Genomic DNA, 21,883 nt, shown 5'->3' with positions numbered 1-21,883 from the left:
AGCCTGTCCGCAGTCGCCACTTCCGGTCTCAGCTCACGGTGACTGGCACGGGCTCGGTGGCCGCGGAGGCATTCGCGACGTTGTCGGTGCTGACGGCAACCACTAGCCTCGGCCGCGGGGCGTGAGCTCCAGGTCACCTGGTCGTTGGTGGCGTACCCCAGTGGCGCTGGTCGGGTCGTCCTCCGGAAGGTTGTCAGGACCGCCTGGGGTCCGTCTGTCGTCCGAACGGCCAGACCTTGTCGTCCGATCGGTGATAATCCTGAGCCGTGACCAACGAGATCGAGCAGTCCGTTCTGGCCGCCGTCGATGACGACCGGATCGTGGCCGACCTGCGGGACCTGGTGCAGATCCCGAGCATCGACGGGACCGCTGCCGAGAGCGACGTACAGGCATGGTGTGCGGCACGGCTGGAGGCGCTCGGGCTGGCGGTGGATCACTGGGAGCTCGACCTGCCGGCGTTGACCGCGGACCCGGAGTTCCCCGGACAGGAGGTCGAGCGCGCCGCGGCCTGGGGTTGTGTCGGCGTCCTCGGCGGTACGGCGACACCGGGGCTGATCCTCAACGGGCACGTGGATGTGGTGCCGGGTGACGCGTTCGCCGCGCGGATCGTGGACGGCGTGATGTGGGGCCGTGGGACCTGCGACATGAAGGGCGGCGTCGCGGCCGTTCTCGGCGCGGTCGCGGCGATCGTTGCCGCCGGCGTCCCGTTGCGTAAGCCGCTCGCGGTGCACACGGTGATCGGCGAGGAGGACGGCGGCCTGGGGACGTTCGCGACCCTGCGGCGCGGCCATCGCGGCGAGGCGTGCCTGATCGCGGAGCCGACCGCCGGAACCGTGATCCCGGCGAACGCCGGCTCGCTGACCTTCCGGTTGGAGGTGCCCGGTCTCGCGACGCACGGCTCGACGCGCAGCCGTGGCGTGAGCGCGATCGAGAAGTTCACCGTCATCCAGACCGCGCTCCAACAACTCGAGGCGGACCGCAACCGCGACCCGCACCCGCTTCTCGCCCACCTCGACCTCGCCAACCCGCTCTCCGTCGGCACCATCGCGGCCGGCGACTGGGCCAGCACCGTCCCCGACCATCTGATCGCCGAGGGCAGGTACGGCGTACGCCTCGGCGAACCGCTCGCGGAAGCACGAGCCGCATTCGAGATGGCCATCGCCGCCGCCTGCGCCAAGGACGACTGGCTCCGCGAGCACCCGGTCGTGGTGACCTGGCCCGGCGGCGAGTTCGCGTCCGGTCTGCTCCCCGAGGGCGACCCGTTGCTCGCCGACGTCCTGCGGGCGGCGACCGACGCCAGTGGTACCACGCCTGCGGTCAAGGGCGCACCGTACGGGTCGGATCTGCGCCAGTACGCCGCCGCCGACATCCCGACCGTGCAGTACGGACCGGGTGACGTCCGATACGCACATGCCGCCGACGAGCACGTCGTACTCGACGACGTCCTCGCGGCGGCACGTGCTTACGCCCTGCTGGCCCTCAGGCGTTGCGGTTAGTCCTCCAGCGCCTGGTAGAGCGTGGTCCAGAAGTCGTTCATCAGGTGGATCGCGGACGGTACGGTCGCGCCGACCTGGGTGAGCAGGACGCCCGTGATCTTGTTGACCGGGTCGGCGTACGTCGACGTACCCGAGCCACCGTCCCAGCCGAACTGACCGATCGGCGCGTAGTCGCCGCGGTACGTGCGGACCGCCATACCGAAGCCCCAGCCGCCCTGCTGACCCTGGCCGAACGAGATGTGCACGTTGTCGCGGGCCAGCGTCTCGCGGGCTGCCAGCTGCTCGGGCGTGAGGCTGTTGCTGGTCATCAGCTCGACCGCCGGCCGGGACAGGATCCGCTGGCCTTCGTGGACGCCGTTGTTCAGCAGCATCCGGAAGTAGGCGTGGTAGTCGTCGGCGGTGGAGTTCAGGCCGCCGCCACCACCCTGGAACGCCGGCGGGGTGCTGTGCCGGCCGCCCTCGGCCTCGTCCCAGACCTGGAACTCACCGGTCGCCGGGTCCGGCGCGTACAGCGGAGGTAGCCGGTGGATCTGGTCGGCGGGCACCGAGAACCCGGTGTCCTTCATGCCCAGCGGCTCGAAGATCCGCTCGCGCAGGAACGCGTCGAACGACTGGCCGCTGACCCGGGAGACGAGCACGCCGAGCAGGTCGCTGCTGATCTGGTATTGCCAGCGCTCGCCCGGCTGGTACATCAGCGGCAGCGTGCCGAGGCGGCGCATCCACTCGTCCTGCTCGGGCATCGGCACCGGCAGATTCGGCGTGATGCCCTGCTCGAACAGCGCGCCCATGATCGGCGTACCGATCATCGTCATGTCCATGCCGAGGCCGAACGTCGAGGTCAGCACGTCCCGGACGGTGATCGGGCGGCGGGCCGGCACGGTGTCGTCGACCGCGCTGTCGATCCGCTTCAGCACCTGCCGGTCGGCGAGCTCGGGCAGCCACTGCTCGACGGTGTCGTCGAGCCGCAGCTTGCACTCGTCGAGCAGCACCATCGCCGCCGACACCGAGACCGGCTTGGACGTCGACGCCATCCGGAAGATGGTGTCGCGCTGCATCTGCGCGCCGCCGTCGTGGCGCAGGGTCCCGTGGGTCTCGACGTGCGCCTCACCATCGCCCCGGCTGACCAGCGCGACGACGCCGGGAATCTTGCCGGAGTCGACCGACCGGGCCAGTACGTCGTGCAGCCGGCGCAGCCCGGACTCGGTGAAACCGGAAGGTGTGGTTGCCATGGTGATGGTTCTCCTTCTGTTAATGCTGTTCAGGGGCGATGCAGATTCGGTGCAGCGTCAGAGGCTGCGGGCGATGATGTCGCCGACGGCGGTGGTCGCGTGGATGGCGAGCTGGGCGGCCGCGCCCTCGCTGTTCTTCAGCGAGTTGCTGATCCGGCCGGTGGCGGTGCCGGCGTTCAGGGAGGCCGACGAACCGGTGGCGGCGCCGATCTCCACGTCGCCGGCGTCGGTGCGCAGCGTGACCTCACCCTGCACGGCCTCGGCGATCCGGATGTCGCCCTTGCTGGTGCGGATCTGCGCCGGGCCGTTCAGCTTGGCGACGTGCACGTCGCCGGCCGAGGTGGTGATCCGGGCGGTGCCGACCTCGTCGAGGTCGATCGTCCCGTGAGCGCTCTCGACGGCGAAGGCGCCGTACTGCCCGACGGCCTTGAGCTCGGAGCTGGCGGACTTCACCGTGACCTGGGAGCCCTTCGGCAGCTGGACCGTCACCGCGACGGAGCCGCTCGGCCCGAAGTACTGGTTCTTCGCCGGGACGACGATCCGCAGCACACCGTCGGCGTACCCGACCTCAGCGGTCTCGGCGACTTTGACGTCACGGCTCTTCGTGGGGTCGGCCGGCAGCACCTCGACGGTGGTGTCGCTCCGGTCGGTGGCGACGAACTCGATGCGGCCGGCGGGGATGTCCAGCACGGCGGAGATCGGCTCGGGGGTGGTGTACTTCGTCATGGTGGCGCCCTTCTGATGATGGTTCGGTGTGTTGCTGACACCGATGACGATCCAGGAGCGCCCTGACACCGAGCCGCCGTCGCGCTGACACGACCTCTGACATGGCCGCGGACAGGCCTTCCGCGCCCGCTACCCTGACTCCCCCAGATTTTTGCGGCTGATTGTAAATGACCCTCACGAAATCTGTCAGGAAATTACAGCAGCCGTGCTAGGGCCGCTTGACCGGCCGGACCCCAGGCCGGCTTCCCACCTGGTCGGCCCAGGTCGCCGTTGATCCCCATCGCGATCAGGAACAGGGCCCGCTGCACGGCCCACCCGCGCGCTCGCCGTACCGTCGCCTCGTCCGTCGGGTAGCGCTCGAAGAACCGGTCCGCGGCGCCGTCCGGCAGCAGGATCCAGGCGGCGGCCAGATCGTTCGCCGGATCGCCGGCGGACACCTCCTCGAGGTCGATGACGCCGGCCAGCGTGCCGTTGGCAACGACCACGTTGGCGGGGTGCAGGTCGCCGTGCAGCCAGACAGGCGGCCCCTCCCACGGCGGCGCGGCGACGGCGTCCTCCCAGATCGCACGGAACTCGTCGATCCGGTCGACGTGCTCGTGCACGTCGGGGAATCCCAGGTCCTGCGGCAGCGTGCCGCGCTGGCTCACCGGAGCGTCGGCCGGAGCCTCGGTGTGCAGCGCCAGGAGGAAGTCGGCGAGCAGGTCGGCGGACTGCGTCGTGCTGATCGGCATCCGGTCAGCGGGCTCGCCGTGGACCCAGGTGGTGACCAGCCACGTCTTCGGGAAGCGGTCCGACGGTACGCCGCGGCGCTGCGGGACCGGAACGGGCAGCGGAAGCCGTGTGGCGAGCTCAGGGACCCAACGGTGTTCGCGCTCGAGCAACTCGGTGCTCTGGTCGAAGCGAGGCACCCGGACGGCCAGGTCGTTGCCGAGCCGCCACATCTGGTTGCCCCAGCCGCCGATGACCTCCTTCAGCTCCAGTTCGGCGAGGTCGGGGAACTGCTCTGTCATGAGGGTCCGCACGAGGTCTTCGTCCACGGAGCGTCAGACGCGTCACAGCAGGCTCTGGTTGGGAATAGGTCCACTGAGCGGGCAGTTGCCGACGGGTATGCGCATTGATGTGTGGTCCGACGTCGTCTGCCCGTGGTGCTACATCGGGAAGCGTCGGCTCGAAGAGGCCCTGGCGGCCAGTGGTGATACCGCAAACATCGTCTGGCACAGCTTCCAGCTCGACCCGTCGTCGACGAACGACGACCCGCGGGACCTGGCCACCCGGCTGGGCGAGAAGTTCGGTCGCGACCGCGAGTGGGGTCTGCAGGCAAACGCCCAGGTGACCGAGGTGGCGGCCGAGGTCGGCCTGGAGTACCACCTGGACCAGGCGAAGGCCGTGAACACTGTCGACGCACACCGGCTGCTGCACCTGGCCCGCGAGCTCGGCGACACCGGGCAGGTGCCGGCGGATACGCAGGGCCGCCTCAAGGAGCGGCTGCTCAAGGCGTACTTCACCGACGGCCTCCCGGTCGGTGACCACGCCACGCTGATCGATCTGGCCACCGAGGTCGGTCTGCCCGCTGATCGAGTGCGTGCGGTCCTGAGCGGAGCGAAGTACGCCGAGGAGGTCGCCGCGGACCAGGCGCAGGCACTGGCGTACGGCGCGAACGGCGTACCGTTCTTCGTCATCGACGAGAAGTACGGCGTCAGTGGCGCACAGCCCGTGGAGGTCTTCCAGGAGGCGCTGCGCCGGGCGAACGCGGACCGCAAGCCGGTGACGCTGATCACCGCACCAGGCGCGACCACGGACGGTGACGCGGCCTGCGGACGGGACGGCTGCCCGATCTGATCATGAGTGTCAGCCGTGGGTACCGGGAGTCGTACTGAACGTGGTGTATGAAGGAGGCTTGACGTCCTCCCGGTCCTTTCGGTGCCGGGCTCCAACTGAGCTACACGGAGGCAGCAAGTTGCGGTTCACGCTTCGCGGACCGGCCTGTGCCGAGGTCTCTGCGTGCGGTCACGGCCCGTCCGGCCGCGATAGAGCGTGCTGCGATGTTGATGGCTGCGTTCACGTCAGCGTTCGTCGTATAGGCGCAGGATCGGCAGCGGAAGACGGCTTGGCTCTCGCGCGCCTCCCGATCGACGATGCCGCAGCGCGAACAGGTCTGACTGGTACGGGCGGGGTTGACCTTCTCGACCCGGCCGGGCGCCTTCTGCTCCAAACGGGTGACCAGGCTGCCCCAGGCGTTGGCCAGGATGCCCCGGTTCAGGCCGGCTTTCTGCCGCACATTCCGGCCGGGCTTCTCGACGGTCCCGCGCGCGGATCGGACCATCTGGGTGATGCGGAGGTGCTCGACCCCGATCACGTCGAATCTGCGCGCCAGATCGGTAGAGACCTGCTCTACCCAGTTCCGACGCCTGTCCACCTCCCGCGCCTTCGTCCTCGCGATCGCGGCACGAAGCCTCATGCGCCGCTTCGACCGACGATCAGCGCGTGCGAGCCGGCGCTGCAGCCGCAGCAACCGCGTCCGTTCGCCGCGCCGCAGACTCGGCACGGTCAGCAGTTCGCCGGTCGAGAGGGCCGCCGATACGGCCACTCCCCGATCGACTCCGACAACTTCTCCGTTCCCCGGCGCGGGTATGGGGCCTGGGACGACGGCGAACGCAAGGTGCCACCGACCAGCCCGGTCACGGGTGATCCGGTACGACCTCGCATCGGGCAGTGTCCGCGACAGCCGAAACCGGACCCATCCGACCTTCGGGACGAGCACTCGGCCCCATTTCCGGGACAGCCGTTCCACCCGCCGCGCCTGCGGACCGACAATTCGGAACCCCTCGCGCGCCCGGGCTTTCCGCCAGGTCGGACGCCCGTGGGTGCCGTTGTAGAAGTTGGTCACGGCCTGGTGGAAATCACGCAGCGCCTGCTGCTGCACGGTCTGCGAGCCGGCCCGCAACCACGCGTTGTCCGCACGAGCCTCGGTCAGCTGGGCCGACTGAGCGCCGTACCCAGGTGCGGAGGAACGGCGGCCGGGTCGCCACATCAACCACTGCTCCAGTGCGAGGTTCCACATGAACCGCGCATGCCCGCACAACCCGGAGAGCGCAGCTTCCTGCTCTACGTTGGGTGCGAGACGGTACCTGGACACGAAAGGAAACCTGCCATGCACCACCGACAGTTTCCGGAGCATTCCAGAGCGCTTCGGACTCCCCTCACTCGATCGACGATCCTTCGGAGGATGCGATGACTGTCGTGCGCGCACTGGCCAGGCCGTTGCTGTCCGTCATTTTCGTCGTGCAGGGCGCGAACCAGATTCGTAACCCGGAGCCGCTGGTCCCGAAGGCGCAGCCGGTCACCGACCGTCTCGTCCCGGTCGTGAAGAAGGTCGCTCCGGCGCAGGTCGGCGAGCGGATCCCGGATACCACGGCCAACCTCGTCCGGCTGAACGGCGCGGCCCAGGTGGTCGGCGGGATCGCGCTGGCGACCGGCAAGGGCCGCCGTCTCGGTGCGGGTCTGCTGGCGGCATCGCTGGTACCGACGACGCTCGCGGGCCACTCGTTCTGGCAGGAGAAGGACAAGACGGTCCGGAACCAGCAGCGGATCCAGTTCATGAAGAACCTGGGCATCCTCGGCGGTCTGCTGCTCGCCGCGGTCGACACCGAGGGCAAGCCGGGCGTCGCCTGGCGCGCCTCCCACGGCGCCAAGGCCGCGAAGCGCGAGGCCAAGCGCGGCACGAAGGCCGCCAAGCGCGAGGCCAAGCAGCTGACCCGCGAGGCGAAGCACGCCGCCCGGCTCGCCAAGGCCGAACTGTCCTGAACTGACGCTTCGTTCCACGGACGGCTGGGAGCTCCACCAGGCCGTCATGCCCTAGGCTCAGAGCCGAGATGACGAGTCTAGGGAGTGGTATGAGCGAGGATCAGGGCTGGCCGGCGCCGCGGGCCGAAGGAGCGGTGTCCGGGACAGTCACGGTGCCCGGCTCGAAGTCGATCAGCAACCGCGCCCTCATCCTCGCCGCGCTCTCCGACGGTCCCTCGCAGCTCACCGGTCTGCTCGCCGCCCGCGACACCGCGCTGATGCGTTCCGCCCTGGTCTCGCTCGGCGTGGGCATCACCGACAGCGGTACGACGGTCACGGTCACCCCCGGCTCGCTCAAGGGCCCGGCCGACGTCGACTGTGGTCTGGCCGGCACCGTGATGCGGTTCGTCCCGCCGGTCGCCGCGCTCGCCGACGGCGTGGTCGCGTTCGACGGCGACCCGTACGCGCGGGAGCGTCCGATGGGCGTCATCCTGGGCGCGTTGCGAGCGCTCGGCGTACAGATCGACGACGGCGGCACCGGGCGGATGCCGTACACGGTCTCCGGGACCGGCGCGGTGCGCGGCGGCAAGGTGACGCTGGACGCCTCCAGCTCGAGCCAGTTCGTGTCCGCGCTGCTGCTCGCCGGCGCCCGGTACGACGAGGGCGTCGACATCCGGCACGACGGGAAGCCGGTGCCCTCGCAGCCGCACCTGGACATGTCGGTCGCGATGCTGCGCGAGCGCGGCGTCCAGGTCGACGACGCGGAACCGAACCGCTGGGTCGTTGCTCCCGGCCCCATTCGGGCGCTGGACACCGCGATCGAGCCGGACCTGTCGAACGCCGCCCCGTTCCTGGCGGCGGCCGTCATCACCGGCGGCTCCGTCACCGTGACCGGCTGGCCGTCAGAGACCACCCAGCCGGGCGGTCAGCTGCCCGAGATCTTCACCCGCTTCGGCGCCGAGGTGACGCTGACCTCCGAAGGACTCACCGTCCGCGGGACCGGCCGGGTGCAGGGCTGCGACCTCGACCTCAGCGAGGTGGGTGAGCTGTCGCCGGTGATCGCCGCCGTCGCGGCCTTCGCCGACGGACCGTCGTACCTGCGCGGGATCGCGCACCTGCGTTTCCACGAAACGGATCGGCTGGCGGCGCTGGAGACCGAGTTCAATGCGCTCGGCGGCGATGTGACGCAGCTGGACGACGGGCTCGCGATCCGCCCGAAGCCCTTGCACGGCGGGCTTTTCCACACGTACGGCGACCACCGGATGGCGCACGCCGCCGCGGTGCTCGGCCTGCTCGTCGACGACCTCGCGATCGAGAACATCGCGACCACGGCCAAGACACTCCCAGAATTCCCCGAACTCTGGTCGGAGCTCGCCGGCTGATGTCGCGGTACGACGAGGAGGCCAAGTTCGACCGGCCCAAGCGCCGCACCCGGCCGCGGACCAAGGACCGTCCCTCGTACGACGACGCCACCGAAGGCTTCGTCGTCACCCGCGACCGCGGCCGCTACACCTGCTGGGTCGAGGATCGGGTGGTGACCGCGATGAAGGCCCGCCAGCTCGGCCGGAAGGGCGTGATCGTCGGCGACCGGGTCAAACTCGACGGCGACGCGAGCGGCGACGAGGGGACACTGGCCCGCATCGTCGAGGTCGTCCCCCGGACGACGCTGCTGCTCCGCTCGGCCGATGACGACGACCCGATCGAGCGCCCGCTGGTGGCGAACGCGGACCAACTGGTGATCGTCGTCGCGGTCGCGAACCCGGAGCCCCGCACCGGCCTGATCGACCGCTTCCTGGTCGCCGCGTTCGACGCCGGCATGCGACCGCTGCTCTGCCTCACGAAAACCGACCTCGCCGACCCGGACCCGCTGCTCTCGATCTACCGCCCGCTCGGCGTCGAGTCGGTCGCGACAGAGCAAGGCGGCGACCTCACCGAGCTCCGCGAGCAGCTGCACGACCGGACCAGCGTCCTGGTCGGCCACTCGGGTGTCGGCAAGTCCACGCTGGTGAACGGGATCATCCCCGGCGCCCACCGTGCGACCGGCATTGTGAACGAGGTCACCGGTCGCGGGCGGCACACGTCGACGAACACCGTCGTACTGCGGCTTCCGGACGGCGGCTGGTTGATCGACACGCCTGGCATCCGCTCGTTCGGTCTGGCGCACGTCGATCCCGACAAGCTCATCCACGCGTTCCCCGACCTGGCCGACATCGCGGAGAGCTGCCCGCGTGGCTGCACCCATGCCGCCGACGCGCCGGACTGCGCCCTGGACGAGGCCGTCGCCGAGGACCGCGCGGACGCCGACCGGGTCGCGTCCTTCCGCCGGCTGCTCGCCAGCCGAGCCAGCACTTAGGTCGCGTCCGACGAGCAGCTAGAGCTACTTCTTGGGGAGGATGTTGCCCCAGACTGCGCGGGCACCCGCGTCGCCGGTACGGATGGTCTGGTAGATCACTACGACCGCCATCACGACCACCGCGGCCGTGACGACCAGTTCGAGCGGGCGGCTTTTGATTGCCCTCTCACCCCTTCCGCTCGTCGGCGCGCCCGGTCCGCCGAACACCACGAAGGCGAGCACCACCAGGACGGCGAACGCCAGCACGAACCAGAGCAGCAGGTTCCCGCGCGAGCGGTGCACCTGGACCAGTTGCTGCAACTGGGGGATCGCCGCAACGAACGCGTCACCGCTCTTCTTCGCCACGAACGCGCACAGCAGCGCGCCGACGCCGAGGACGAGCGCGGGCCAGCGGAGCAGCCACCGCCACTTCGGCACCACCGCGAAGACGATCGCGGTCAGCGCGCTGATCGGCAGCACCACCACCGCGAGGTGGATCACCAGCACGTGCAGCGGCAGGTCTCCGAAGCGCTCGAACATGGACGGCCTCCCGGCGGTCGTTAAGGGCGTGACAGACACTAATGGCACGTTCAACGACCCTGTTTGGTTCAACGGTCGCCGCAACCGATCCGCAACGTTTCGCCGGACAGCCGGGGCGTTGAGCGGCCGTTCAGGCTAGCCTTCCGCCATGCCTTCGCACACGGATGACCTGCGGCTCGCCCACATCCTGGCCGACGACGCGGACTCGACCACGATGGACCGCTACAAGGCGCTCGACCTGCACGTGGCCACCAAGCCCGACCTCACCCCGGTGAGCGAGTCGGACAAGAAGGTCGAGGACGTGATGCGCAAGACGCTCGCCCGGGCTCGGCCCCGGGACGCGTTCGTGGGCGAGGAGGAGGGCACCACCGGCTGGGGCGTGCGCCGCTGGGTGGTCGACCCGATCGACGGCACCAAGAACTACATCCGCGGCGTCCCGGTCTGGGCGACGCTGATCAGCCTGATGATCGAGGACCAGGTGGTCGTCGGCGTGGTCTCCGCTCCCGCGCTCGGCAAGCGCTGGTGGGCGTCGTACGGCGACGGCGCCTGGACCGGCCGCGCGCTGCACTCCTCGCAGCCGTGCCGGGTCAGCGACGTCAGCAAGATCGAGGACGCCTCGCTGTCCTACGCGTCACTCAAGGGCTGGGAGAAGCTCGGCAAGAAGAACCAGTGGGCCGAGCTGATGGACTCGGTCTGGCGGACCCGCGCGTACGGCGACTTCTGGTCGTACATGCTGGTCGCCGAGGGCGCGGTCGACATCGCCGCGGAGCCCGAGCTGAACCTCTACGACATGGCCGCGCTGGCGATCGTCGTCGAGGAGGCCGGCGGCAAGTTCACCTCGGTCGACGGCACCCCGGGCCCGAACGGCCCGAACGCGGTCGCCACCAACGGCCGCCTGCACGACGACGTACTCAAGCGCCTCGAATAATCCGGCGCTTGAGGAACTCGGCCTCGACAGGGTTGCTCGTGAACGCCAAGGCCTCCTCGTACGCCGCCCGCGCGTCCTCGACCCGTCCCATCCGCCACAGCAACTCACCCCGCGTCGAGGCCAGATAGGGGTACGTCGCCAGCGCGGGATCGTCCGGTAGTTGCTCGAGCGCCGTTTCCGGCCCGGCGACGTAGCTGAGCGCGACGACGCGATTGAGCGCCACCACCGGCGACGGCCAGCGTTCGAGCAGGACGTCGTACAGGCCGAGGATCTCCGGCCAGTCGGTGTCCTCCCACAGCGGAGCCTCGGCGTGGACGGCGGCGATCGCGGCCAGCACTCCGAACCGACCGGCCTGCGTGCGCAGCGCGACCTCCACCAACGTCAGGCCTTCGGCGATCAATTCCTGATCCCACAGCGAACGATCCTGGTCCTCCATCAACACCAGCTGACCGGCGTCGTCGACCCGCGCCGCCTCGCGCGACTGCGTGAGCAGCAGCAACGCGAGCAGCCCGGCCGCCTCCGCACTGTCCGGAAGGAGCAGGCGGATCATCCGCGCCAAGTCGATCCCTCGCCGGCTCAGGTCGGTCCGGGTGAGGCTGTCGCCGTCGATCGCGGTGTGGCCGGCCGTGTGGACGAGATGCACCACATCCAGTACTGCGTTGATCCGCTCAGGCAACTCCGCCGTCCGCGGGATCCGGTAGGCGATGCCGGAGCGCGAGATCTTCTGCTTCGCGCGGGTGATCCGCGCCTGCATCGTCGCTTCCTTCACCAGGAAGGCCTTCGCGATCTCCGCCGACGACAGCCCACACACCAGTCGCAACGTCAACGCGATCTGTGCCTCCTGCGCGAGCGCCGGGTGACAACACGTGAACACCAACCGCAGACGGTCGTCGGGGAACGTCTCGTCCGCGGCCTCCTCCTCCGGGATCAGCAGCGGGAGCTTCCGGCGCGCCACATCGGCTCGCCGCCGATGCTCCAGTGCCCGCCGCGTCGCGACGGTCGTCAGCCAGGCACCGGGCCGTTTCGGCACTCCTTGTTCTCGCCAGTGCACCAACGCCTTCGCGTACGCGTCCTGCACACAGTCCTCGGCCAGATCCAGGTCCGCCGCGACCCGGGCGGTCGCGGCGAGGACGGCGGCCCACTCGGTCACATGAGCCGCCGCCACCGCGTCTGCTGTCGGATCACCCACCGTTGACCAGCGGGCGGACCTCGACACCGCCCATCGGGGACGGGACCTGCTTCGCGATCGCCAGCGCCTCGTCCAGATCGGCGGCCTCGATGATGTAGTACCCGCCCATCACTTCCTTGGTCTCCGCGAACACGCCGTCCGTCACGACGTACCCGCCGCTGCCGTCGGAGCGGATCGACGTCGCCGTGGTGCTCCCGTCGAGCTGACCGCCGCCACGCACCGCCGCGGCGTTGTTCTCCACGAACGCACGGTGGTTCTTGTGGTTCTGCTCCATCACCGACGGATCGGCCGCGTCCCACTTCGCCTCGTCGTCGTAGATCATCACCAGGTACTTGCCCACTGCGGGTCACCCCTTCTCGTCGTACACCGGTTCCAGCATTCACCATCCCGATGCGCGAGCAGGCCGCGAATCGACAACCGCCCCGCGCGAGTTTCGCGACCACGTATGGTGGCCGGTATGCCCTTGACGTACCCCATCGCGGAGCAGACGCTGGACAACGGCCTCCGGGTCGTCGTCAGCTCGGATCGTGCCGTGCCGATCGTCGCCGTCAACCTCTGGTACGACGTCGGGTCGCGCCACGAGCCACCGGGCCTGACCGGGTTCGCGCACCTCTTCGAGCACCTGATGTTCCAGGGATCGCGCAACGTCGCCTCCGGCCAGCACTTCAGCCTGCTCGAGACCGCCGGCGCCAGCCTGAACGCGAGCACCTTCTTCGACCGCACCAACTACTTCGAGTCGCTGCCCAGCGGCGGCCTGGATCTCGCGCTCTGGCTCGAGGCGGACCGGATGGGTTACCTGCTCGACGCGGTCAACCAGGAGAACCTGGACAACCAGCGGGACGTGGTCAAGGAAGAGAAGCGGCAGAGCTACGACAACCGCCCGTACGGCGATTCGTACGAGCGGCTCGTCAAGCTCGCGTTCCCCGCGGACCACCCGTACGCGCACATGACGATCGGTTCGATGGCCGACCTGGACGCGGCCTCGCTGGAGGACGTGCACGCGTTCTTCCGCAAGTACTACGGGCCGAACAACGCGGTCCTGACGATCGTCGGCGACGTCACCGAGGACGACGCGTTCGACGCCGCCAAGCGGTACTTCGGGCACCTGCCCGCGATCCCCGCGCCGCCGCCGGCGCCGGACGGGACGATCGGGCCGATGACCGACGTACAGCGTGACGACGTCGAGGACGACGTACCGTCCGACCTGGTGACGATGATGTTCCGGCTGCCGGTCGACGGGACGCCGGAGCTGGACGCGGCCGGGCTCGCGCTGGACATCCTCGCCGCGGGGCAGAGCGGCCGTTTGAATCGGCGGCTGGTCCGTGACGAGCAGATCGCGCAGTCGGTGTCCGGTGGGGCGCTGCCGCTGATCGGCGGGGTGTCGTTCGGGACGCTGACCGGGATCGCGTCGGACGGTGTCGACCTGCAGAAGGTCGAGAACGCGCTGCTCGAGGAGATCGAGAAGCTGGCCGAGGACGGCGTCACCGCGGACGAGCTGGCCACCGTGCAGGCACAGGCCGAGCGCGACTGGCTCGAGCAGCTGGCGACCTGCGCCGGCCGCGCGGACGAGATCTCGCACCACGCCCTGCTGTTCGGCGACGCGAACCGGATCAACACCCGGATCGACCAGGTGCAGGCCGTGACCGTCGAGCAGGTGCAGGCCGCCGCGCGGACCTGGATCCGCGCCGCGGGCCGGGTCCAGGTGAGCTACACCCGCAAGGACCAGACGTCTTCGGGCGAGTCGGGAGAGCAGGAATGAGCCAGGTTCTGAGCACCCCACCGGCCGTCGGCGCGCCGCGTCCGTGGAACTTCCCCGAGGCGGTCACCACCCAGACCAGCGTCGGTACGCCGGTGCACGTCTTCGACCGCCCGGGCCAGTACGTCGCCACCGTCCGCGTCACGATCGCGATGCCGCTGATCGCGGAACCGCGGGAGCTCGAAGGAGTCGCGACGATCATGTCGCGAACCCTCGACGAGGGCACCGAGCTGCACTCGGCCAACGAGTTCGCCGCCGCGCTGGAGCGCCACGGAGCGGCGTACGGCGTGGATGTCAGCTCGGACGCGCTGCACGTGGAGATCTCGGTGCCGGTGTCGCACCTCGCGCCGGCTGTCGAGCTGCTCGCCGAAGCGATCACCAAGCCCGCGTTCACCCAGGCCGATGTCGGTCGGCACGTGACGATTCGGCTCGGTGAGATCAACCAGGAGCGGGCGAACGCGGGGTACCGGGCGCGTGAGGCGTTCGCGGCGCACCTGTTCGACGCGAAGACGCGGCGGTCGCGGCCGACCGCGGGCACGCCGGACACCATCCGGCCGCTGACCAACGTCCAGGTCGCCGACTTCTACCGGAACAACATCGGCCCGGAGCGGGCGGAGATCCTGTTCGCCGGCGACGCGACCGGCGTGGACGTCGCCGGGATCATCGACGCGGCCTTCGGGACGTGGACGTCGTCGGCCGGTTCGGCGCTGGAGACCCCGGAGCCGATCTTCCTCGCCGGCAACCGCCTCGTGCTCGTCGACCGCCCGGGCTCGGTGCAGAGCCAGCTGCTGATCGGCTGCCCCGGCCCCGACCGGCGGGATCCGGCGTGGGGTTCGGCCGCGGTCGCCAACCATGTCGTCGGTGGGACGATCACCTCCCGCGTGGACACGGTGCTGCGCGAGGAGAAGGGCTACACGTACGGGACGCGGACGAGCTTCGCGGCGCCCCGCAAGGGCGGGACGTTCAGCCTCGGTGGCGCCGTCCGGACCGAGGTGACCGGCGCCGCGATCACTGACGCGCTGCGGATTCTTCGCGAGGCCCGCGACGGGCTGACCGAGCAGGAGGTCCAGGAGGCGAAGGACAGCCTGATCCGGACGGCTCCGCTGCGTTACGAGCAGGCCGACTCCGTGGCCCAGCAGGTCGGCAGCAACATCGCGAACGGCGTACCGGTCGACTTCGCCGACACGTACCTGGCGCAGATCGCCGCGACGACCGCCGCCGAGGCGACCGAGGCCTACCGGCGGTACGTCGGAACCGATGGCCTGCTCGTGGTCGTCGTAGGGGAAGCGAAGGACGTGCGCCCGCAACTCGAGGGCCTCGACCTCGGCGACCTGATCGACCTGAGCTGACGGAACACACCGGTTCCTCCGCTCAGCTCGCTGAGCGGAGGAACCGTGAGCTACCCCGAGCCGACGAAGTACCAGCTGCAGCCCGGCTACCACGACCTGCCCGCGTACGGCGTCCTGCGCGACAACTCCCAGGCGACGGTCGCGCTGGTGCTCGGCGCGATCGCGCTCTGCACCGGGCTCCTGTTCCTGTCACCGGTCGCGTGGTGGCTCGGCGGGCAGGCGCTGGCTGAGATCAACGCGGCGCCCGGCGTCTACAACAACCGGGGCATGGCGCAGGCCGGGCGGATCTGCGGCATGATCGGCACCGGTCTACTCGGTCTCGGCGCGCTGTTCCTGGCGGCGATGGCGGTGTTCTTCGTCGCCGTCTGATCAGCTGCTGATGTAGTTGGAGAGCTGCTCCTTCTCGAACTCGAGCTCACCGATCCGGGACTTGACCACGTCCCCGATGCTGACCAGGCCGGCGAGGTTGCCGTCGACAACGACCGGGACGTGCCGGATCCGGCGGTCCGTCATCAGCCGCATCAGGTTGTCGATCAGGTCGTCCGGTGTACACGTGTGCACCTCGGCCGTCATGATCGAGCTCACCCGCACGTCACCCGCGTCCGGCGTACCGTTCCAGAGCCGGACGATGTCGCGCTCGGAGACGATCCCGGACACCGTCGACCCGTCCGCGCTGACCACCACCGCGCCGATGTTGCGTTCGGCGAGCAGGGCGAGCAGTTCGGTGACAGTGGCTTCTGGGGAGATGGTGACGACCTGGTTGCCCTTGCCGCGCAGTACGTCGTTGATCTTCACGGAGCCTCCTGCAGATCGAGGAACCAATACCCCAAGGTAGCGGCAATCTCCCGATCACACCCAGTGACAACGAGAGACAACCGGCCCGTCTGCCGGCGGGAAAACTGTCGGCGGCCGGACGGCGCCAGCGAGTAGGATCGGCTGGCTTCGGAGGGGGTCTCGTGGGGTTTCGGCAGGACATTGCGGTACTTCGGCATCGGGACGTGCGGGTGTTCGTGTCCGCGCGGTTCATCTCGATTCTCGGGTCGTCGATCGCGCCGGTGGCGTTGGTGTTCGCGGTGCTGGACGTGTCGGACTCGGCCAGCGCGGTCGGGACGGTGCTCGCGGCGCGGAGCATTCCGAACATCGTGTTCCTGCTGATCGGTGGCGTGATCGCCGACCGGCTCCCCCGGCACCTGGTGCTGGTGGCGGCGAATACGATCAGCGGACTCACCCAAGGGCTGGCCGCGGCGCTGGTGCTGTCCGGGCACGCGACGATCTGGCAACTGGCGTCGATCGAGGCCGTGAACGGGATCGCGGCGGCGTTCGTGATGCCGGCGATGACCGGGATCCTGCCGTCGATCGTGGACCGGGCGGAGCTCCCGCAGGCGAACGCGATCGCCGGGTTCGCGCGCTCGGCCGCGATGATCGGCGGCGGCGCGGTCGCCGGGGTGATCGTCGCACTGACCGGTCCGGGAATCGGTCTCGCGGTCGACGGGGTGACGTTCCTGGTCGGCGCGGCGCTGCTGTCCCGGCTACGGATTCCGCGGATCAAGCGCGCGGCCAGCTCGGTACTGACCGATCTGCGCGACGGCTGGAGCGAGTTCGTGTCCCGCCAGTGGGTCTGGGTGATCGTGCTGGCGTTCGCGCTGCTGAACCTGATCTTCACCGCGTGTTACCAGACCCTCGGCCCGGTGATCGCGGACCGGACGTTCGGCCGTGCCGGCTGGGGTGTGGTGAGCGCCTGCTTCGGCGCCGGGCTCGTTGCCAGCGGCATCATCATGCTGCGCCTGAAACCCCGCCACCCGGTGCGGACCGGAATGTTCGGCATGCTCCTCACGGTCCCGGTGATGCTGTGCCTCGCGCTGCTCCCGCAGACGTGGGCGATGGCGATCGCGGCGTTCCTGCTCGGGGTCGGGTTCGACATCTTCGGGATCAGCTGGGAGACCGCGCTCGGTCAGCACGTCCCGATCGACAAGCTGTCGCGCGTGGCGTCGTACGACATGCTCGGCTCGTTCATCGCGGGCCCGGCGGGCCAGCTGACGGTCGGGTACGTCGCCGCGACGCTCAGCGTGAAAGCCGTCGAACTGTACGGCGCCGGCCTGTTCGTCCTGATCACCGTGATCACGCTCGTGGTTCCCTCCGTCTGGAACCTGCGTAGGGTGGACGTGTGAGCTCAATCGTTCCGGGACCGAAGCAGAAGCTCGAGCAGGACATCACGTCGGCCCGCGTCGGCGGCAAGGGCCTCGACGCGCGTGACCTCAGTACGTCCGCGCCCCCGCAGGAGGACCTGCAGGGGCTGGACGACTGGCCGGAAGCACTGCGAACGACCGTCGAGGCGGAGCACGCCCGTGTCACCGCGCTGGCGAGCAACCGGCGCAAGACCGCCGACGGCATCGTTCCCGACGTGATCCGCGGACTCGACAGCCTGCTCGACCAGATCGCCGGCCGCCTCCAGGCGGAGAAGCCGTCACTCTTCGGCAAGCCCGCGGCCGCCCAGGCCGACGACCTGGACGACCTGGCTGAGCGCCTCGGGATCCCCGACGACGAGCTCACCGTTCCCGGGCGGGGCGAACACCGCGCGGCGGTCCGCACGATCAAACAGCTCCGCTCGCAGCTCAAAGAGCTCGAGACGGCCAACGACCACTCGAAGCTCACCCGGGTGGTGACTTTCGTGGTCCGCCTCGCCCTCGTCACCGATGCGGCCCCCAGCTCAACGGCAACCCTCGCTCCGATCGCCCTGGACCGCTACGCCAAGTCCCTGCCGGACTACCAGTGGACCTGGACCTTCGACCAGAAACTCGCATTCTGGAAGCAGACCCACGAGGCCCTCACCGGCGAATGATGTCGCTCGGCGGCAAGGTCACAACGGCGGAGTGACGCGTTGGGCGAACTCCAGCAACCGGCCGTGCCGCAGCAGTGGCGCATCGAGGTCGACCGAATCTCCCGCCCGCCGGAGCGCGGAGGGCGACACCCGGTAGACGTCCTGGAGCCGGTGCGACAAATGGAACTGGTCGCTGAAACCACACGACCGCGCAATCGTCGCGAGCGGCAGGTCGCTGCGGCCCAGCGCCGTCGCCGCGCGCCTGAGCCTGACCAGGAGCAGCCCGCGCGACGGACCGCACCCGAATTCCTGCGAGAACACCCTCGACAGGTAACCCACTGAGACACCGATGGCCGGCGCCGCGGCACGGAGCGGAACAACGTCCGAGTCACCGGATCCCCAGCGCGTCACGACGTACCCGGCGAGAGCATCGACGAGTGGGGTGAACGGTCGCCCGGTCGTGAGTTGTGGTCCGTTCACCATCAGGTCGAGTACGAGTCCGGCGAGCAGTGGAACGCGCTGCCGCGACACGTCGGTGCCGGCCAGCGCGATCGAGCTCAAGTGGTCGACAGTGGCCGCGAGCAGCGGTGAGCCGGCCAGTGGAACGGTGAGCGGCCAAGTGCCTCGGTCGGGGTGCTGCGCGTCCAGGCTGAAGTGAAGGTACGCATGCTTGGTCGTGGTCGTCGGCGACCAGCGGAACCCGTCGACCATGCCCGCCTGCGCGAGGCACAGCACTCCGGGACTCAACGCGAACTCCTGCGGCCCCGCACCGCGCAGGTCGTTGTCGATCCGCCAGACGGCCGTTCCCGAGAGCAGCCAAACCAGTTCGTTGTCGCGGAGTTCGCGAGGACCGTAGGTCGAGCCGGGCAGGTACTCCACCACGCTCACCGGCGTGACGGTGGCCAACTCGCCCGACAGGAGGGTCACGTTCAGACATTAACGGGCGCCGACGGAGCATGGTCGCCGACACCAACGGCACGCCATTCTGTCGGCAGATCCTCGGAACCGACGGAGGTAACAGATGACCGCCGACTACCAGCGCGACGGCTACGTGATCCTGCCCGATGCCCTCACGGACGACGAAGTTCGGGCGCTCAACGAAGACGCCGTACGGCTGTGTCGTGGCGAGCACGGCGTCATCGACTCCGACGCCGCCCAGACCTTCGACGGTGTCCCGGATGCCGACGTACTGCGCAGCTTCCTGTGCATCCATCAGCCGCACAAGATCTCTCCCGTGGCACTCGACGCGCTGCATCATCCGCGGATCGTCGAGACACTGACCGCGGTGATCGGCCCGAACGTCAAGGCGATGCAGTCCATGCTGTTCGTCAAGAGCGAGGGACGTCCCGGACAGGCCTGGCACCAGGACGAATACTTCATCCCCACCAGGGACCGCTCCCTGACCGGCGTGTGGATCGCGCTCGACGACGCGACGGTCGAGAACGGCTGCCTCTGGGTCCTTCCCGGGTCACACCAGGCTGGCATCCTGTACCCGGCGCGCGAACAGGACGACCCACAGTTCGACTGCACCACCGAGGCATTCGACTTCCCGTACGCCGACGCGGACGCCGTACCGGTCGAGCTGAAGGCCGGCTCCGCGCTGATCTTCAACGGGTACCTCTTGCACCGGTCGCTGCGGAACTCGGGCAAGCACGGACTGCGGCGCGCACTCGCCAACCACTACATGAGCGCGGAGTCCCTGCTGCCCTGGCGGCGCCCGGCCGATGACGAGCACATGGCGATCGCGGACTACCGCGATGTCGTGCTGGTCGCCGGCCGGGATCCCTATGCCTACAAGGGCCTGCAGGACCTGAGCACCCCGCACACGCGGCCCGACAAGGACGGCGGGTGCGGGCGCTGATCAGCCCTTGATGGCGCCGCCCAGTGCGAAGGCGCCGCCGAGCTTGCGGCTCAGCAGCAGGTACAGCAGCAGGACCGGCATCGTGTAGATCAGCGAGTACGCCGCCAGCTGGCCGTAGTTCGGCTCGCCGTACTGGCCGAAGAACGTGAAGATGCTGACCGACGCCGGCAACCGCTCCGGGGAGAGCAGCAGCATGAACGGAACGAAGAAGTTCCCCCACATGCCGATGAAGGTGAAGATCAGCACGACCGCGATCCCGGGCCACATCAACGGCAGCACGATCGCGCGCAGCGCCCGCATGTTGCTGGCACCGTCCACCCAGGCGGCCTCCTCCAGCGAGATCGGTACGCCGTCCATGAACGTCTTCGTCAGCCAGATCGCGAACGGCAACGCACTGGTCGCCATGAACATGATCGTGCCGCCGAGCGTGTCGACCAGGTTCAGCTGCACGAACAGCCCGTACACCGGCACCATCACCGCGGTGATCGGCAACCCGGTGCAGAACAGCACCGTCAGCAGGAACGGCCGGTTGAACCGCGTCCGGAACCGCGACAACGGGTACGCCGCCAGCACCGCGCAGATCATCGTCAGCAGCGCGGCACCACCACACAACACGATCCCGTTGAACACCGGCCGGTACGTCGTGTCGGTGTTCAGCACGGCCTTGAAGTTCCCGAGCGTCGGATGCGTCGGGAACTCGACCCGCAGTCCGGCGGTCCGGTTGATCGACGCGAACAACACCCACAACAAGGGCAGAACGAACAGGATGCCGATCGCCAGCAACACCAGGTTCGATGCCAGCTTGCTCATCCGATCGCGGGCGATCACGGGGCCTCCCGGTCTGGACTGAGGAGTGTAGGGAGCGAAGCGACTGGAGCGACGAGGGAAGACCGGGAGGCGAAGCCCCGTGATCCGCCGCGCCGGAGGCGTGGCATATGCACAGTCATGCCGCCTCCGTGTTCAGTCCACGCAGGTAGATCAGCGAGAAGATCGCGCCGATCGCCAGCATCACCAGCGCGATCGCCGTACCGTAGCCGATCTGGGAGAAGCTGAACGCCTGCTCGTACATGTACAGCGGCAACGTCTGACTCTTGGTCCCCGGGCCGCCCCGGGTCATCGCGTAGATCAGGCCGAACACGCTCAGCGTCTGCAGCGTGATCAGCATCAGGTTGGTCATGATCGCCCGGGTGATCATCGGCACCGTCACGAACACGAGCCGCCGCCAGCCGCCGGCGCCGTCCATCTCGGCGGACTCCTCGATCTCCTTGGGGATCTCGCTGAGCGCCGCGGAGTACACCAGCATCGAGAACGCCGTACCGCGCCAGATGTTGGCCAGCGACACCGCGATGATCGGTGCCCCGTACAACCAGTCCTGACCGGGCAGCCCGACCGCGTGCAGCATCACGTTCAGCGTGCCGTCGTCGTTGAAGAACGCACTCAGCAGGTACGCCGCGACGACCTCGGGAAGGACCCAGGCGCCGATCACCGCCGTACCGACGAAGTTGCGGACGACCTTGGTGGACTTCCGCATCAGCAGCGCGAGGCCGAGCCCGAGGGTGTTCTGCCCGATGATCGCGGAGATGAGCGTGAACACCAGCGTCAGCCAGATCGCGTTCGTGAACGCGCCGCTGCCGAAGGCCTTGCGGAAGTTCTCCAGCCCGACGAACTGCACGTTCGCCGCGCCGTTGCCGGTCAGCGCCATGTTCGTGAACGCGGCGTACACGCAGTAGATGATCGGGCCGGCCAGGAAGACCAGCATGAGTCCGATGGCCGGCGAGAGCGGCAGCATCCGGACGAGTTTGGCCCCCCGCGGCCGCGGGGGGGGGGGTGCGGGGCCGGCGCCGGCGGGGGCGCGCGTGCTCGGGACACGGGGGGA

The 21,883-nt window shown here is 69.1% G+C and carries 23 protein-coding genes; 12 read left to right on the top strand and 11 right to left on the bottom strand.

The features are described from left to right. Positions 1–266 precede the first annotated feature (266 nt). A complete protein-coding gene (locus ACWGID_RS29775) occupies positions 267–1,496 on the top strand; it encodes a M20/M25/M40 family metallo-hydrolase (RefSeq protein ID WP_452202103.1) in 1,230 nt (409 codons plus the stop codon). Here ACWGID_RS29775 and ACWGID_RS29770 read toward each other — a convergent pair. From ACWGID_RS29770 to ACWGID_RS29760, 3 genes are all read right to left on the bottom strand, one after another. Next, a complete protein-coding gene (locus ACWGID_RS29770; RefSeq protein ID WP_452202101.1) occupies positions 1,493–2,725 on the bottom strand; it encodes a serine hydrolase domain-containing protein in 1,233 nt (410 codons plus the stop codon). The genes ACWGID_RS29775 and ACWGID_RS29770 overlap by 4 nt on opposite strands. Before the next feature lie 57 nt (positions 2,726–2,782). Continuing rightward, positions 2,783–3,451 (bottom strand): DUF4097 family beta strand repeat-containing protein, encoded by a 669-nt coding sequence (locus ACWGID_RS29765; protein ID WP_452202099.1) that lies wholly within the window; start codon positions 3,449–3,451, stop codon positions 2,783–2,785. A 194-nt stretch (positions 3,452–3,645) separates the two neighbouring features. Continuing rightward, positions 3,646–4,461 carry an aminoglycoside phosphotransferase family protein gene (locus ACWGID_RS29760; RefSeq protein WP_452202097.1) on the bottom strand — a complete coding sequence of 272 codons (816 nt, stop codon included), beginning with the start codon at positions 4,459–4,461 and terminating at the stop codon, positions 3,646–3,648. Positions 4,462–4,558: 97 nt separating this feature from the next. On the opposite strand from ACWGID_RS29760, the gene ACWGID_RS29755 reads away from it, so the two are divergent. After that, entirely contained in the window at positions 4,559–5,290 is a 732-nt protein-coding gene (locus tag ACWGID_RS29755) for a DsbA family oxidoreductase (protein WP_452202095.1), read from the top strand. Between the two features lie 100 nt (positions 5,291–5,390). Here ACWGID_RS29755 and ACWGID_RS29750 read toward each other — a convergent pair whose 3' ends face one another. Next, positions 5,391–6,587 carry an RNA-guided endonuclease InsQ/TnpB family protein gene (locus tag ACWGID_RS29750; protein ID WP_452202093.1) on the bottom strand — a complete coding sequence of 399 codons (1,197 nt, stop codon included), beginning with the start codon at positions 6,585–6,587 and terminating at the stop codon, positions 5,391–5,393. A gap of 95 nt (positions 6,588–6,682) precedes the next feature. On the opposite strand from ACWGID_RS29750, the gene ACWGID_RS29745 reads away from it, so the two are divergent. From ACWGID_RS29745 to rsgA, 3 genes are all read left to right on the top strand, one after another. After that, positions 6,683–7,255, top strand: coding sequence for a DoxX family protein (locus ACWGID_RS29745; RefSeq protein ID WP_452202091.1), 573 nt, complete (start codon positions 6,683–6,685; stop codon positions 7,253–7,255). An 89-nt stretch (positions 7,256–7,344) separates the two neighbouring features. Continuing rightward, on the top strand, positions 7,345–8,616 hold the full coding sequence (gene aroA, locus ACWGID_RS29740; protein ID WP_452202089.1) for a 3-phosphoshikimate 1-carboxyvinyltransferase: 1,272 nt from the start codon (positions 7,345–7,347) through the stop codon (positions 8,614–8,616). Then, the gene (rsgA, locus tag ACWGID_RS29735; protein WP_452202087.1) at positions 8,616–9,587 is read left to right on the top strand and encodes a ribosome small subunit-dependent GTPase A; all 972 of its coding nucleotides are present in this window, start codon (positions 8,616–8,618) and stop codon (positions 9,585–9,587) included. Before aroA ends, rsgA begins: the two co-directional genes overlap by 1 nt. Before the next feature lie 24 nt (positions 9,588–9,611). On the opposite strand, the gene ACWGID_RS29730 is transcribed toward rsgA, so the two are convergent. Continuing rightward, entirely contained in the window at positions 9,612–10,106 is a 495-nt protein-coding gene (locus ACWGID_RS29730; RefSeq protein WP_452202085.1) for a DUF2231 domain-containing protein, read from the bottom strand. A 148-nt stretch (positions 10,107–10,254) separates the two neighbouring features. Between ACWGID_RS29730 and hisN the strand changes: the two genes are divergently transcribed. Next, entirely contained in the window at positions 10,255–11,034 is a 780-nt protein-coding gene (gene hisN, locus ACWGID_RS29725; protein WP_452202083.1) for a histidinol-phosphatase, read from the top strand. Here hisN and ACWGID_RS29720 read toward each other — a convergent pair. Both ACWGID_RS29720 and ACWGID_RS29715 read right to left on the bottom strand, forming a co-directional pair. Further along, entirely contained in the window at positions 11,018–12,199 is a 1,182-nt protein-coding gene (locus ACWGID_RS29720; protein ID WP_452202081.1) for an RNA polymerase sigma factor, read from the bottom strand. The two genes, hisN and ACWGID_RS29720, sit on opposite strands and share 17 nt — an antisense overlap. A 16-nt stretch (positions 12,200–12,215) precedes the next feature. After that, complete coding sequence (locus ACWGID_RS29715; RefSeq protein WP_387782187.1) at positions 12,216–12,563, bottom strand: YciI family protein; 348 nt, start codon at positions 12,561–12,563, stop codon at positions 12,216–12,218. A gap of 117 nt (positions 12,564–12,680) precedes the next feature. On the opposite strand from ACWGID_RS29715, the gene ACWGID_RS29710 reads away from it, so the two are divergent. Genes ACWGID_RS29710 through ACWGID_RS29700 form a run of 3 tightly spaced genes read left to right on the top strand, consistent with a single transcriptional unit; the run spans position 12,681 to position 15,697 of the window. Continuing rightward, positions 12,681–13,982: a M16 family metallopeptidase gene (locus ACWGID_RS29710; protein ID WP_452202079.1), complete on the top strand. Its 1,302-nt coding sequence runs from the start codon at positions 12,681–12,683 to the stop codon at positions 13,980–13,982. Beyond that, complete coding sequence (locus ACWGID_RS29705) at positions 13,979–15,328, top strand: M16 family metallopeptidase (RefSeq protein ID WP_452202077.1); 1,350 nt, start codon at positions 13,979–13,981, stop codon at positions 15,326–15,328. The genes ACWGID_RS29710 and ACWGID_RS29705 overlap by 4 nt, the downstream gene beginning before the upstream one ends. Before the next feature lie 45 nt (positions 15,329–15,373). Next, positions 15,374–15,697 carry a DUF4190 domain-containing protein gene (locus ACWGID_RS29700; protein ID WP_452202075.1) on the top strand — a complete coding sequence of 108 codons (324 nt, stop codon included), beginning with the start codon at positions 15,374–15,376 and terminating at the stop codon, positions 15,695–15,697. On the opposite strand, the gene ACWGID_RS29695 is transcribed toward ACWGID_RS29700, so the two are convergent. Then, entirely contained in the window at positions 15,698–16,123 is a 426-nt protein-coding gene (locus ACWGID_RS29695; RefSeq protein ID WP_452202073.1) for a CBS domain-containing protein, read from the bottom strand. Positions 16,124–16,284: 161 nt separating this feature from the next. Here ACWGID_RS29695 and ACWGID_RS29690 point away from each other — a divergent pair, with 161 nt between their 5' ends. Together ACWGID_RS29690 and ACWGID_RS29685 are read left to right on the top strand one after the other, a co-directional pair. Beyond that, entirely contained in the window at positions 16,285–17,496 is a 1,212-nt protein-coding gene (locus tag ACWGID_RS29690) for an MFS transporter (protein ID WP_452202071.1), read from the top strand. Continuing rightward, a complete protein-coding gene (locus ACWGID_RS29685) occupies positions 17,493–18,167 on the top strand; it encodes a hypothetical protein (RefSeq protein ID WP_452202069.1) in 675 nt (224 codons plus the stop codon). Before ACWGID_RS29690 ends, ACWGID_RS29685 begins: the two co-directional genes overlap by 4 nt. Positions 18,168–18,185: 18 nt before the next feature. Here the strand turns inward: ACWGID_RS29685 and ACWGID_RS29680 are convergent, their stop codons facing one another. Then, positions 18,186–19,073, bottom strand: coding sequence for a helix-turn-helix domain-containing protein (locus ACWGID_RS29680; protein WP_452202068.1), 888 nt, complete (start codon positions 19,071–19,073; stop codon positions 18,186–18,188). Positions 19,074–19,167: 94 nt separating this feature from the next. On the opposite strand from ACWGID_RS29680, the gene ACWGID_RS29675 reads away from it, so the two are divergent. Beyond that, positions 19,168–20,007 (top strand): phytanoyl-CoA dioxygenase family protein, encoded by an 840-nt coding sequence (locus tag ACWGID_RS29675; protein WP_452202066.1) that lies wholly within the window; start codon positions 19,168–19,170, stop codon positions 20,005–20,007. Here ACWGID_RS29675 and ACWGID_RS29670 read toward each other — a convergent pair whose 3' ends face one another. Then, positions 20,008–20,835, bottom strand: a complete 828-nt coding sequence (locus ACWGID_RS29670; RefSeq protein ID WP_452202064.1) for a carbohydrate ABC transporter permease — start codon at positions 20,833–20,835, stop codon at positions 20,008–20,010. Positions 20,836–20,950: 115 nt separating this feature from the next. Next, a complete protein-coding gene (locus tag ACWGID_RS29665) occupies positions 20,951–21,796 on the bottom strand; it encodes a carbohydrate ABC transporter permease (protein ID WP_452202062.1) in 846 nt (281 codons plus the stop codon). Between the last annotated feature and the right edge of the window lie 87 nt (positions 21,797–21,883).

The organism is Kribbella sp. NPDC054772 (assembly GCF_053611945.1).
The sequence above is the reverse complement of the archived record's forward strand: the minus strand, read 5'-3'. Positions and strand labels throughout refer to the sequence as shown.